Source organism: Brumimicrobium sp. (assembly GCF_048268645.1).
GTDB lineage: Bacteria > Bacteroidota > Bacteroidia > Flavobacteriales_D > Crocinitomicaceae > Brumimicrobium > Brumimicrobium ulvae.
Genome location: NZ_JBLWVE010000021.1, coordinates 1 through 13,435, shown reverse-complemented (window position 1 = coordinate 13,435; position 13,435 = coordinate 1). Strand labels below are relative to the sequence as shown.

General features: G+C 34.5%; 15 protein-coding genes. 2 read left to right on the top strand and 13 right to left on the bottom strand.

The annotated features are described in order from the left end of the window. Nucleotides 1-20: 20 nt before the first annotated feature. Both ACN0U3_RS13285 and trmB read right to left on the bottom strand, forming a co-directional pair. Nucleotides 21-377, bottom strand: coding sequence for an MGMT family protein (locus tag ACN0U3_RS13285; protein ID WP_299206505.1), 357 nt, complete (start codon nucleotides 375-377; stop codon nucleotides 21-23). Continuing rightward, the gene (gene trmB, locus ACN0U3_RS13280) at nucleotides 377-1,054 is read right to left on the bottom strand and encodes a tRNA (guanosine(46)-N7)-methyltransferase TrmB (protein WP_417266600.1); all 678 of its coding nucleotides are present in this window, start codon (nucleotides 1,052-1,054) and stop codon (nucleotides 377-379) included. The genes ACN0U3_RS13285 and trmB overlap by 1 nt, the downstream gene beginning before the upstream one ends. A gap of 90 nt (nucleotides 1,055-1,144) precedes the next feature. Here trmB and ACN0U3_RS13275 point away from each other — a divergent pair, with 90 nt between their 5' ends. Then, entirely contained in the window at nucleotides 1,145-2,095 is a 951-nt protein-coding gene (locus ACN0U3_RS13275) for a glycosyltransferase (RefSeq protein ID WP_417266599.1), read from the top strand. Here the strand turns inward: ACN0U3_RS13275 and ACN0U3_RS13270 are convergent. Next, nucleotides 2,092-2,379: a hypothetical protein gene (locus ACN0U3_RS13270; RefSeq protein WP_417266598.1), complete on the bottom strand. Its 288-nt coding sequence runs from the start codon at nucleotides 2,377-2,379 to the stop codon at nucleotides 2,092-2,094. The genes ACN0U3_RS13275 and ACN0U3_RS13270 overlap by 4 nt on opposite strands. A gap of 52 nt (nucleotides 2,380-2,431) precedes the next feature. Between ACN0U3_RS13270 and ACN0U3_RS13265 the strand changes: the two genes are divergently transcribed. After that, nucleotides 2,432-2,842, top strand: a complete 411-nt coding sequence (locus tag ACN0U3_RS13265; RefSeq protein ID WP_417266597.1) for a nitrite reductase (NAD(P)H) small subunit — start codon at nucleotides 2,432-2,434, stop codon at nucleotides 2,840-2,842. A 5-nt stretch (nucleotides 2,843-2,847) separates the two neighbouring features. On the opposite strand, the gene ACN0U3_RS13260 is transcribed toward ACN0U3_RS13265, so the two are convergent. The 10 genes from ACN0U3_RS13260 to ACN0U3_RS13215 form a co-directional block, all read right to left on the bottom strand. Then, nucleotides 2,848-3,648: a TerC family protein gene (locus ACN0U3_RS13260; protein ID WP_417266596.1), complete on the bottom strand. Its 801-nt coding sequence runs from the start codon at nucleotides 3,646-3,648 to the stop codon at nucleotides 2,848-2,850. A gap of 92 nt (nucleotides 3,649-3,740) precedes the next feature. Beyond that, the gene (msrB, locus tag ACN0U3_RS13255) at nucleotides 3,741-4,256 is read right to left on the bottom strand and encodes a peptide-methionine (R)-S-oxide reductase MsrB (protein WP_417266595.1); all 516 of its coding nucleotides are present in this window, start codon (nucleotides 4,254-4,256) and stop codon (nucleotides 3,741-3,743) included. A 162-nt stretch (nucleotides 4,257-4,418) separates the two neighbouring features. After that, nucleotides 4,419-5,126, bottom strand: a complete 708-nt coding sequence (locus tag ACN0U3_RS13250) for a hypothetical protein (RefSeq protein ID WP_417266594.1) — start codon at nucleotides 5,124-5,126, stop codon at nucleotides 4,419-4,421. A gap of 132 nt (nucleotides 5,127-5,258) precedes the next feature. Further along, on the bottom strand, nucleotides 5,259-6,851 hold the full coding sequence (locus ACN0U3_RS13245) for a T9SS type A sorting domain-containing protein (RefSeq protein ID WP_417266593.1): 1,593 nt from the start codon (nucleotides 6,849-6,851) through the stop codon (nucleotides 5,259-5,261). Between the two features lie 193 nt (nucleotides 6,852-7,044). After that, a complete protein-coding gene (locus ACN0U3_RS13240) occupies nucleotides 7,045-7,647 on the bottom strand; it encodes a hypothetical protein (protein WP_417266592.1) in 603 nt (200 codons plus the stop codon). A 756-nt stretch (nucleotides 7,648-8,403) separates the two neighbouring features. Beyond that, on the bottom strand, nucleotides 8,404-9,057 hold the full coding sequence (locus tag ACN0U3_RS13235) for a hypothetical protein (protein ID WP_299206480.1): 654 nt from the start codon (nucleotides 9,055-9,057) through the stop codon (nucleotides 8,404-8,406). Between the two features lie 146 nt (nucleotides 9,058-9,203). Continuing rightward, the gene (locus ACN0U3_RS13230; RefSeq protein ID WP_417266591.1) at nucleotides 9,204-9,524 is read right to left on the bottom strand and encodes a hypothetical protein; all 321 of its coding nucleotides are present in this window, start codon (nucleotides 9,522-9,524) and stop codon (nucleotides 9,204-9,206) included. A 650-nt stretch (nucleotides 9,525-10,174) separates the two neighbouring features. Next, the gene (locus ACN0U3_RS13225; RefSeq protein WP_417266590.1) at nucleotides 10,175-11,137 is read right to left on the bottom strand and encodes a hypothetical protein; all 963 of its coding nucleotides are present in this window, start codon (nucleotides 11,135-11,137) and stop codon (nucleotides 10,175-10,177) included. A 172-nt stretch (nucleotides 11,138-11,309) separates the two neighbouring features. Continuing rightward, on the bottom strand, nucleotides 11,310-12,287 hold the full coding sequence (locus tag ACN0U3_RS13220) for a hypothetical protein (protein WP_417266589.1): 978 nt from the start codon (nucleotides 12,285-12,287) through the stop codon (nucleotides 11,310-11,312). A 133-nt stretch (nucleotides 12,288-12,420) separates the two neighbouring features. Further along, nucleotides 12,421-13,233: an SH3 domain-containing protein gene (locus ACN0U3_RS13215; protein ID WP_417266588.1), complete on the bottom strand. Its 813-nt coding sequence runs from the start codon at nucleotides 13,231-13,233 to the stop codon at nucleotides 12,421-12,423. Nucleotides 13,234-13,435 lie beyond the last annotated feature (202 nt).

The window sequence follows — 13,435 nt, the reverse complement described above, 5'->3', positions numbered from 1 at the left end:
TTTTTCAAAATACGATTGGTTTACTGACCAAGTTCTATTTGAGGATCCCAAAAGTGTGCTTTAAAGTTCACAATCTTGTCATCAATGACTTGTATGCCTTCTTTTTCCAAGCGCTCTTGCATTGCTTCTGGTGGGTTAAAGTGCATTTTTCCTGTAAGCACACCGTTTCGGTTGACCACACGGTGGGCGGGGATGTTTTTTTCCCTATGTGAGGCATTCATTGCCCAACCCACCATACGACTAGATTTTGCTGCGCCTAATGCTTTGGCAATGGCCCCATAAGAAGTGACCCTTCCTTCGGGAATCAATCGGGTGATTTCAAAAACCCTCTGAAAAAAGTCTTTGGTTTGCTCGCTTACGGTTTCAAAATTCTTCATTAGTGAATGGTGAACTTACAGTATTTTATTTGCGCCCCTTTCTTGGTGAAAAGTTCTTCATAATGCGTTTTAATTTTCAGAATTTCTTGACTTTCTTCTGGAAGTTGATGAAGATCACCGTATAAATCCCAAGTGGAAAATAAGCAGTGGTAACCATGTTCCTCAATTTGTTCTTCTGTCGATTCGAAAAGTAAATCACTGTCTGTTTTCAAATGTACAATTCCCCCAGGTTTTAGAATTTTTCGGTAACGGTCAATGAAAGTTTTTGAAGTTAACCTTTTGTTGGGTTTGTTGGGTTGAGGATCTGAAAAAGTCAACCAGATTTCGTCGACTTCATTTTCTTCAAAATAGTAATCGATAAAATCTACTTTCGCACGCAAAAAGAATAAGTTTTTTAAGCCCGCTTCTTCCGCTTCCTTCGCACCGATATAAATTCGATTTCCTTTAATGTCTACAGCGACAAAATTTTGATTCGGATACTTTTTTGCTAATCCTACAGCGTATTCTCCCTTTCCACAGCCCAATTCTAAAACAATGGGTTGTTCATTTTTGAAGAAACGTTTATTCCAGTTTCCTTTATAATCAATTTCCTTGTTGAGCGTCTTTTCAACAGACGGTTCTAATACGTGATCCATTTTCTTGATCTCGTTGAATTTAAAAAGCTTGTTTTTAGCCATTATTTATTAACTTGGTCCTACAAAAATAGAAATCTTCTAGTTGACGTGCATGAAACGCCATTAAAATCCATAAAATCTTTACGAATTTTATTGAGTCCTTTAAATTGGGGCCTAGGACATGTATGTCGAACAATTCCTATCATTCAAACACTTTTAGAACAACAAAACGAAGTCATCATCTGCTGTGATGAAAGTCAAGAAAACTATTATCGCACTTATTTTCCTGAACTTTGGTATGTTCCGCATGAAGGCTATCCTTTTAGATTTAAGGGGAAAGGCCAATGGACTTTTGATTTGCTCGGCAACCTAAGCACACTGAATCATTATTTGGTGGAAGAAAAAAGAAGTGTAGAAGAGTGGGTAGAAAAGTTTAATCCTGACCTTATTATTTCTGATCAACGATTTGGGTTTTACTCCAAGAGGGTTAAAAGCATAATTATTTCTCATCAATTGAATCTTCCTGTTCCAGTTTGGAATTTTGTAGCCAAATTGTGGAATAAAAAGTTACTTTCTACCTTTGATGAAATTTGGATTCCAGATAATGCACAACAAAAGTATTCAGGGAGTTTATCCAAGGGAAAGCATAAATGCAAGAAGTTTATAGGTACGGTTTCTCGGTTTTCATGCAAGAAAAGTGATGTAGATTCGAGGCAGCAATATGATTATTTAGGTATTGTAAGTGGACCTCCGCCTTATAATGAGCAACTTTTAAGGATGTTGATTAGAAAATTACCCAATGCGCATAAAAACTCTGCGATTATCGTTCCAACAGAGCTGTATGAACAACACCAAAACGAGACCAAGGTGAAGTTGATTGTTTCACCATGCCACAGTGAATTTTTTCGATTGTTGAATGAAAGTAAAGTGGTAGTAAGTCGATCAGGGTATTCTACCTTAATGGACTTGATTGAAACAGGAAATGAAAGTATTTTAATTCCTACGCCTGGTCAGGTAGAACAAGTTTATTTGTCCAGATTACATAAAGACCATCCGAAATGGCGTTTTAAAACGGAAGAAGAATTTATCAAGATGAAACTTTAGAAAAGACTACTTTTCTTTTTTCGAGCCCGCCTTTTTTGTTCTCTTTTCGTTTTTTTGATTCTTTTTTTGGCCTGTTTAGATTGTTTATCCCAATAGGCTTTTTCACGCTCCTTCTTTGCTTTTTTTGCCGCCTTTGCTGCTATTTTTTTGTCCTTGGCGCGGGCTTCTTCTGCGGCTTCAACTGTGGCGTATGTTTGTCCTGGTTTTGAACTTCCGCAAGAAGTAAATAAAATAACAGAGAAGAGATATACTATAAGTACTATGAAATTCGTTCTTTTTATCATAAATTCGTATTCAACTTTTATGTTAACAATGAACTTACGTAAAATAATCTTTTTGGCAATAGCATTTAGCTTTTTTGCATGTAACAAGAATAAGCAACACCCTGTTCCTTACTATTCTTTTAATGCAAATATAAATCTGACACTTCCTTCTTATGTTAACTTGCAAGGAGTTGGAGGATGGGCTTATGTTTCTGGAATTGGCTCTAAAGGAGTTGTGGTATACAGACAGAGTCAACAGAATTTTGTTGCTTTCGACCGTCATTCACCTGCAGAAGGAAGTCTAGATTGTGCTACAGGGTTAGAAACTGATGCAGACAATTTTTTAATTCTCAACGATCCCTGCTCTGATGCACAATTTTCATTGTATGATGGTTCCATTATCGGTGGAAATACCAAATGGGGACTACGTTCCTACATCGTGGAATACAATGGCGGTGATGTGGTGAGAATATACAATCCGTAAAAGGTTTAATTTTCTCCCTCTTTTGCTTGCTTCTTCTTTTTCATGCGAATGTTTAATATTTCAACACCAAGAGAAAAAGCAATGGCAAAATAGAGGTAACCTTTTGGAATCACACCGACTTCATTGTTAAAGACAATTGCTTCAGAAACATGAGCCGCTTCAGTAATCAATAAAAAAGCAATCAAGATTAAAAAGGCCAGCCCTAAAATCTGCATACTTGGATGCTTTTCAATGACTTCTCTGATTTTATTGGCAAAGGCAACCATCACGATAATTGAAATCAATACAGCGATAATCATCAGCACCAAAGTGTAATTGGCGTTGCTGTGCAAACCGTTGGTCATTCCAACTGCAGTGAGAATGGAGTCGATTGAAAAAACCAAGTCAATAACAAGAATTTGTAAAATTACATCCTTAAAAGATTTAGGTTTTTCTTTTCTCAGTTGATGCTCAGGGTCCGATTCTAACTTCTCCATGATTTCGGTGGTACTTTTATACAATAAAAAGAGTCCACCGGCGAAAAGGATAATGCTTTGAACGTTTAATGAGAAGGAAATCCATGAGGTTTCAACCACCCAGAAAGGTGTTTTTAGTTTTGTGAGGTAAGCAACAAAAAACAAGAGCACAACCCGTTGAACCAATGCCAAAATCAATCCTAAATTGGTGGCTTTTCTGCGTTGGTTTTCAGGAAGCTTGCCCGCGCTAATTGAGATGAATAGAATGTTGTCTATTCCCAAAATAATTTCTAAGAATGTTAAGGTTAACAAAGCCATTAAGGCATCAGCGCTCAGTAAAAAGTCAAACATCTATAATTGTGTTTTAATTCAGAATAAAACTAAATAAAGTTATGGGATTATTTTGAAAGGTATAGATGTTTTTATTGGAAAAATTTATTTTTCTAATGAGGATCGAAGTCTAGAGATATGGAATTCATACAAAAACGTTTTCCTGTGGGCTTTGGTCCGTCATTAAAAATATGTCCTAGGTGCGCATCACAACGACCACAAACAACTTCTGTCCGAACCATGCCATAAGAAGTGTCTTCTTTGTACTTTACGCTATTGGAGTAGATGGGTTCGTAAAAAGATGGCCACCCACAAGTCGAGGCAAATTTAGCATCCGAAAGAAAAAGTGCGTTTCCACATGCCGCGCAAGAATAGGCTCCTTTTGCATCATGCATATTGTATTCTCCTGTGAAAGCAGTTTCAGTTGCTCCTTTTCTAGCTACTTCATACAATTCGGGTGACAAAACCTTTTTCCATTCTTTATTGTCTAACTTCAGAACGGTTGTATCTGTTTTAGAATAATAAGGGTTTTCAGGTTTTTCATTTTGCGCATTGCTATGAGAACAGCTGCAGAGAATAAAAACAAAGGAGGTTAATGTCAAGATCAAAGCGCTTATATTCTTCTTCATAAAATTCAGTTTTTTAGGTGTGTGTAAATAATTTCACCAGGTGCGTCGGTAAGTCCTTCTTTATAAACAGTTTTCTTTTATTAATTGTTCATTTGAATCGAACTTATACTGACTTGAGTGGCCTTGAAAAAGAGAGACGTTCATCTAAATTATTGACCTTCATTAATAAGTAAACATAAAGAGCAGTATGAGCAAGAGGAATCCTATCCCCACGCTTGCAATGGCCATTCCAATGATGGCAAATGCAACTCCTTTATATTTTTTTCGGTTCCTCTTTTTTCTAATGATTGCGATTAATCCTAAGACAAAAGCAGCGATAAGCATGAGGGCAGCCAAGCCTAATATCACAGGAAACATAAAACTAAAGTCAATCAGAATAAAACTGATCACAATGGTGGGAATTCCCAACACTGCTAGTCCAAAACTAGTTATCGAAAGCGGATCTAAGCGTCTTGTGTCTTCTTCTACCACTTCTGTGGTTGGTTCTTCATCTGGTGTAGAAGTTGAAATTTCATGCTCGTTTTGTACAAAACCTTGAGAAATTGGTGAATCTCCATACTCAGCATCTGAATCAATTGTCTTAGAATTTATAGTCGCCCTTATTTCACGATCATTCTGTGAATCAGTGTATTGGCGATTAATGTTTGTTGAGTTATCAGCGGGCTTTAAATCCTTATCTTTTGGAATGACATTGCTTGCAATTGTGGTGCATGATTCCTGTTTAGATTTCTGAATTTTATGTTTAGAAACATGCCTTGTTGTTTCTCCTTTTTCGATTTTACTCTTCGATTTATATCCATTCACAATTCTGCCAGTTGAACAAGATGTTATGATGAATAGAGTAAGAAATAGTAAGATTAAAGTTTTCATGGCATAAGTGTGTTAATGGACAAATAAATGAAATGAATTTTGCGTTCAGTACTTTTCCGAACCTTAATGTCGTTTAAAAATAAACATAATTCACGAGGGAAAGAAATGAATAGAAATGTTATTTATTCATTATTAATGTACTAGGACTTTTTTGATGACTGTTTTGTCTTGTTGTTTTAGGTTTAACAAATACATTCCAGGAGGTTTATTGCTCAAGTTAACTTTAATTTCGTTTTGATGATCGGTTGATTGTTTTAAAATCAATTTCCCTTGTAAGTCAAACGCAGAGATGGTCAGTTTTTGTTCTTGTGGATTGGTGATGTAAAACACACCTGACGAAGGATTTGGAAAAATGCTAATGTTGAAGTTGTTGTATTCTTTGGTGTTCCACGTACCTTCTGTACACGGCAAGTCAGATTCGTTGGTATAAAAAGACTTTAGATCGATTGCATTATCAATTAGCGCTTGAACATTTTCAAGATGATTTCCTTCTCTTGCATAAACGATTGCATAAGATTGATTTAAAGTATCACCATCCTTAAACACCCCAAGGTCCATTGAGAGTAATCCTTTTGCATTTCCAGGTGTGTTTCCCTCGCCTAATTCACTCCATTCTGAAGAATTGTTGGGATTGCCTGAGTAAACAAACTTTGTTTCATATCCATTGGGATGTAGCCAAGAATTGCCATTGGTTTGAAGTCCTTGCATCAAGTTCCACTTTTCATTTACAGATTCATTTCCAGTATAGGGAACCGAAGAAGATATGTTTTGTTGCAGGGCAACAACTCCAATAGTAGGAGGATTTAATCCATAGCCCAAAGATGTTGGACCGTATTCATCATCGTTATCGGCATTATAAAAATACAAGGTATTGGAAGTAGAATCACTGCCCATAAAGTCATCTGTTTCATTTCCCAATGCAGCTTCGATAGCGACACTATGCACAAATTCAGGGTAATCTTGTCCGCTGTAATTAATTGCTTTAATGTCTATAAAGGTTACATTGTTTAGATGATTCCAAGAACGGTATTGATAAAACATAAGGTGAAATTCAATGCCAATGGCTTGTGTATTCGTAAGCGTATGTATTTGGGCCTCGTCATTTTGAATGAGGTAGGTAGCGCAACAACCTTTTATAGAAGGAACATCGCCCTGGCTTGGGTCGTAGAAGCCATCGCCAGATCCATTGTTGATCGCTTGGTCAAAAAAGGGAGCTAAATAAAAAGACTGACCAAGGGATGGGTCACCATGAGCTGGCCAATTCATTATTTGTTCATTTTCTAGAGTTGTTAATGGGAAATCATCGGTACAATTAGGGTTTTGGTTACAATTATAATTTAAAGTGTACTGATCAATAGTAGATTGACAAATAGACCAAATCGATTTTCCCCAAAGTTCAGAATATTGCGATGAAGCATAACTAAGGGAGTCTGAAATCGGTCCGTTAAACACATCACTTCCTTGACCTGGAACTCCACCTTGACTCATGCGGATTTGTCCATTGGCATCCTTTACAGCAAACCAAAACTGCATACTTTCTAGGGCATGTACACCAGAGTGTTTAGGCACTTCATAACCTTTTTTATGATTGTCGAAGTCGTAGAAGTAGCAACCTGCATCAGAGATAAATGCTGAAACATTGTTGTGGTTGAGGTGTGTAGAGTCTAACTGACCAAAAACAAGAGGTGTTGACAATGCGCAAACAAAGAAGAATTTGATTTTCATACAGTAGGTTATTGATGAATAAAATCAATTGGCCAACAGACCAACTAATCAACTAACGAAGAAATCGGCATAACCGTTGATGTTTTGATAAAAAATGATTTGAAAATGTGCTTTAGGTATAAAATGGGGGAATTCAATAGCACTTTCCTTTCTGCTTTCATTTCTGTCATGAATTAATTTTTCTTTGGACGGGTTAGAATATGGCGAAATAGATCACCATCAGGGTTCCGGGAAAGACCACAATTAATGAGGTGATACGTGCAAAGTTGAACCAAGCGCTTTGTTGTCTAAAAATAAAGGTCAAAAGTGGGATGAGCAGTAAGAGTTGAAATTCCGGAAACCAGGTAAATATTGACCTTGCTCTGGTTTCTACATGTCTTCTGATTGTGGTTTTGTTTTCTTGGACATCGTAGCTCAGTTTTTTACCAACTTTTAGAATTGGGGAATAAGTAATGTTAAGGCTGTTTTCAATACGTTCAAACCAATCGCCATTTTGAGGTGCAAACATGTATCCTTCCACATTGAGGACTGTATGCCTTCTGTATTCCCAGTTTTTATCTATACTCCACGCTTCTTCATCAAGTTTCTTGGTTGGACCATCAACAAAAACCTCAATCGTTGAAATCAATAATACAAGGGTGCAGAATGCGACAACAAATTTAAAGATTAGCCACGGTGTTCCTGAAGTAATACGCTCATAAAACTCTTTTTCTTCGCGTGCTTCTTTTTCTTTTTTCTTTTGCATTTTTTCTTTTGCAATTCGAATGGCTTCTTGTCGGTCTAAGTTGTTGTGCATAATTACAATAATACTATTTTTTTTTCGAATTCAATTATTGATTTGATCTGCAAAATTATTTTTTAAGGATATTGCCCGTTTGTATAATTATACTGTTTAAAGTGATGTCTATACACCTGCGTCTGCTTGAGTAGTGTTAAGGCTTTGATTATAGGGCTTTTACTTGTCTTGTTCAGGAAAATAAATGGATCCATTAATTTTAATTTCAGTAGGTTGATTAAAGTGTTGATTTAGTATTTCATTTTTAAAATCATTGTTTATCAATATTGGCTTACGTATGTATTTTGAATTACTTTTTGAGAAATAAAGGGTGAAATTATCTTGTTTTTCCTCGCTCCATGGATTGTCTATTTGGTTGATATATAGAAAAATGTTCTCTCTATTTTTATAAGTATATTCTTTAATTATTGGGGTTGAAGATAGTAGTATTGTTTTGATTGCAAGTGGTATAAGGGAGAGTGTAGCTAGTGAGAGTAATAAAAATGGTATAAACCTGCCTGATCGTTTCTTACTATACTTTTTTGCAGAATGAAATGCCAATGTAAATAATAATAGAGTGAGATTAAAAAAAGGTAAGTTGTAAATAATAAATGCTAGAAACGGTTTCACGATGAGATAATCACTTGCCCAAAAGAAAGAAAGAATGACAAACTGTAGAACAACAAGGATTGAGAAAATCATTAGTACACATTGTTTCTTTTGCTTATTATAGTTGTTCATCAAAGGAGGGGAATACTCAAAATAGGTTTTTGGGGCTTATTTGTTGATATGGGCTTTTTTATATTTATACTCATTAGCGGTAAGCTGCATCTTGTCAATAGTTTCTTTCATCTCTTTTCTAAAGTCCATATTGATTTTTATAACCTGTATTTTTAGCTCAGGATGGTTTAAAACAAAGATTTCTTCTAGTTTCAGAATTTGACTACTGTATCGACCTCTCCAACTTGACCAGTATAAAATTAAGGTGAAATCAAAATCATTATACGCTTTTTCAGAGGTTAATAAATTTATGTCATCACCAAATATTTTTGAATAAGCAATAGTGTCATTAGATAAATGGTTTGTAGAATCTATAAATCCCATTGTGTTTAAATCAAATTCTTTTAAAAAATTGTGATCAGAGACTATACAACTTAAACTGTCGCCTTTTCTGCGTACTTTAAATCCATCAGTATTGTATAGATTCCAACTTTCAAATGCCCAGCCTGGTTCCTTAATTTTTTTTACAAAGTTGGGTTCAGAAAGAGTAATATAATTTGTTTTTGTAACTGCATGCTTGTCATAAAATTTATCGATTTTTTTATCAGAAGCATAATTAGGGAAAATCCTTGAGTTATAAATAACACGATGGACAACTAATTTACATGATGAAAGAAAAAGCAACATTAAAATAATAGCTGGATATTTCATATAACTTAAGGGATTTTGTGAAAATCTATAGTGTTTTGCGTTTAAAATATAACTATTTGTCTAAAATAAGAAGTGAAGAAGTATTTTCTCTAATTCTTTTGAAGTATTCAGTTTATCGTATAGTGCATTTTAGTAATACAGTTTTACTACTTACAAATACCGCCTTGAAATATCTTTTGATGAAATCCTTTATTGGAAACCCAAACCACCTTCCAGTATCTTTCAGGTTTTTCTTCTTCAATAAAATAATGACTTCCAGGTTCTTTATGATCAATGGATAATAATTTAAGGCTTCTCATAGAATTGAACATTTTCGGTTCGCTTGAGGTCAATATTAGTGTGTCGCCAACTTTTGTAAAGGTTCCTCTTTCCCATTCAATGTGACCTGTTTCAATTATTGGTCCGTTTTTTCCTCCGTCTCCGTCAGTGTATAATTCATAATTAGTGCTATCCAACCGAATATGCATGGTTATACAGTCACTTTTAAATACAAGATCTCGCAAGTTTTGAGATCTACCAATGAAAGGAAGCAGGATTATGATTAATAGATATTTCACGACTCTAGTTTGTATTCAAAAGTTTTACAATAATTCAAAATAAATAAATATAACGCTCGAACTAACAAACGTTGCTAACACCAAGTGACTCTCTATCCTCAACGAGCTATTTTTGTTGTTATTGAAGTTGATTACTGTTAATATAACAGCAATGATAGAACTTAAAATAGCTACGTATACACCTGAAATGTCCATGCCAACATGAGATTCAGTTAAACTCTTACTAGGATAAATCATTCGAACTATGTGAAAAGCAAAAGCGTGGAAAAGAATCAACATGAAAATAAAGTAAGCTATTTTAAAGAGCGTATTCTGATTTAATAATTTCAGTGCAAACGTGATAAAGAAGATTACTAACGCAATGTATTGAGGGGTTTCTTTTAAATCAGCCTGAACTATCAAAAACGAAACCAACAAAAGAGCGTAAAAAATATATTTTGAGATTATTTTAAACAATGGGTTGTATGTTCGATGGTTTATAACGGTTCTGCGGTAGGAAAAGTGGCGCCTCTCTCGAGTGTAATTGTGCGCCATTTTTTTTACCGCATGTTATGCTTCTTTTAATAGTATTCAATTTTACGTGTTTCCTCCTGATCTAAAGTATCTTCATAATAGGATGTTCTAGATATCCAATTCCCTTTGGAGTCGTATTCATATTCAATAACCATTTCCACTCTTCCATTATCGTTATTTTCCAAATCCAAATAGCTTTTAACTATTATGTCACCATTTTGATTGTATTCATACGTGACATCATATTGAACTCGACCGTCTAAATACTTTCTTATTTCGTGTACAATTTGATTTAGGTCATTGTAGCTATAGTCGATCTGATAGTTTCGGTCATCGTCAGGATTATTGTCAAGCACTTTTTTTTCTCGTGTACCGTCCTCATTAATAGTGAATATTGTTGTCTTTGGAGCTTTCTTCAGGTCTGACTTTTCCTGAATTATATTGCTGTATACATCATATTTCCAGGTTTTAACGATTACACAGCTATATGATGTGTCAATATCCTTGATTTTTCTGCCCAAATCATCATATTGATATATATTGCTACTAGTATCCCTGCCACGTATAAGAGCATATTCTTTTGACAGATAACCGTTATGATCATATACCTTATAAAAGGTATTGCTGAAATCATTACGGTAATAAAATTCTTCGATAACCCTATTAAGCGAATCATATTTGAATTTAGTTGCCGAAGCTGTGTCGCTATCCCGAATTTCGTATTCAACTAAACAATATGTTCCAGTTTCGTCAAAGATTCGATAAATGCCGTTTTGATAATCATCATATATTTTTCTACTCAAACTTGATTCTATCAGAAAGCCTTGTTCGTTATAGCGATATTCGCAATCCTCAATCCACCAATCTTCTTCATCTTCAGAAATATATGTCGTAGAATGATATTGAACCGATTTTACATTTCCTTTAAGTTCTTCCTTATCGGTTAGCCAATCCTGACTCAGCCCTACAAAGTGCAGAAAAAGTGTTAATATGGTTAGTGTTTGTTTCATATGAAGCATAACGTGTTTGTATATGGTTTGTTGCGTGGTTTAGCACGTAATTTAGCAAATAAAAACCGAATAGAAAATCCTCGCGGATTTTCGTAAGTAGGCTAGAACTAGCAATAAATTATATACGGTGTTGCCAGTAGTTTTTTCTCCTTTTATTATTCGATATTTAAAGTTAGTCACAATTCCAATAGGCTGTGTGAGCTTCTTCTCCGCTTAATCCTCCCCAATGAAAATTCTCATAAGGGTCGTGTTCAGCTCTATTTTCCGATTGCGAATTTTTAACTGATTTCTCGTGAAAATGATTTTTTAGTTGATTTATTTTTGTTTTTAATACTTTATCTGAATTAATTATACTCTGAATGATAGCTTTTTTTTCTTCGTTATAATACTCAACATCAATCAAAAATTGTAAAGCATTCAGTATTCGTTTGTTTTTACTTTCACTCTCTTCAATTCCAACAATGGTGTTGCCTATTTTCGAACCATATGATAAGTTTTTAATAATGTTTTTTGCATTATCAATTTTGGCTTTTTCGTAAGTCAATTTTGTATGTAACCAATTGTTAAAACCTGTAGTTGAAATATTTTTATCAATAAGGCTCAAGTCTTCTTCATTCAATTTTGAATTTAGGCTAAATTTATTTTGATGCAGATAGTCGCAAAGAGCATTTAATGTTTTTAGGCTAATATTGTTTTCCTTTAGGTATTTATTTACTCTAACTGGTTCAAATTCATCTTCAAAAAAGTTGTCATAAATGTCGTCTTCTTTAATAAACGATTCTGTACTTCTCTCTTTTTCTGATAGTTCATTTGGCATTAAAATTTCAATCGTAATTGTCGATTCCTCATTTTTTGTAATTCCAGAATCTGTAATTTTTTTAAAACTCAAATCTTCACACATCATTGGTAAACCACCAATTCCATACCTTGGTTTTTCGATGTGTTTCAAACACTCTTTAGAAACTCTTATTTGATATAAGATATTATCATTTTTAAACCACGAAATCATACTTTCAGGGTTTTTATCGCAAGTATTAAAAGACATTTTTTCAAAAAGTCCTGAACCATTTTGACCTTCAGGAATACGAGGATAATTTAAGTAGATTTTAAAATCCTGCATATTTTTTATTTCTATCAGTTCTTTTTTCATTTCCCTTCGTTTATGATTTTATCGAGTTTTTCTCAAATTACTGGCAACGTTTTCCAGCTATGAAAGGTAGGGCTTTTTCTTGTATTTGGTTTATAGCCCTATCTTTTATAGGTGGTGTTATAAGCTGTTTAGTTTAATGGATTTTGATGTAATCAGTTTTTATCCAACCCACCAAAATATAGTTATCGGTTTGAATTAATTTCTTGTAATACTCATTGAAACAATAACCACTTGTTGTTTCCATTAAATCTAAACGAACCAATACCCATCCATTTTTACTTTGGCTAATTACATTACCTTCTTGCCCTTTCGATATTTTTCCAATAATGTTGCTGTAATTATCATTGCACATCGGAATCATTGGTGTCTCACTTTCTGAACTAGAATAATGAACGCTGCAATCTTCTTTAGCGCTAAACCTCATTAGAGAATCACTTGAAGCAGAATCATTTATTACAGACCAGTCATCTCGATTATAGAAAACGAATGGTTGTCCGGTTTGTTTACCAGAAACGATATTGAAACGAGTAATTATATTGATGATTTCAGCGCAGCAAGGATACGTGTAAGTCGATATTTCATCATCCTCAACCCTTGTGACTTTACCGGGTCTTGTGAACACTTTCTGAGGTTCACCATCCACAAATTTGTACTCTGTTATTATTCCAGATTCATGACCTCCGCATAATTTACCACTGAAAATTGCAATAGTATCCTCTGTATTTATTGAATAGAACGTGAAGTTTTGACTGTGCATCTGAATGAATGATCTGACAAAATCCTCCTCGGAATCCGGGAAAATGCAGAAGTCATCTAAAGGAAAGATTTTTGCTAAATAAGTAGCATTTATAGTGCTGTCTAGTTTAGCCAATTTTATCACAGCGGGTTGTCCCATTACATTTTGAGTAAGGGCAAGAAAAAAGATATACAATAACCTCTTTATCATCTTTCACTTTTCATTGACATAGTAATTCGATTTGTAGCCAAAGTAACACAATGGGTAGCGTTGCTTATAACGGTTTTGTGTATGGTTAGTTGCGTGTTTAAGCAACTAATTTAGTAAACAAAAACGAACGCGAGAAAATTCCGAAGGAATTTTCCAAATAAGCAACGACCAAAGCAATTAATTATACACGGTGTTGGCGTGT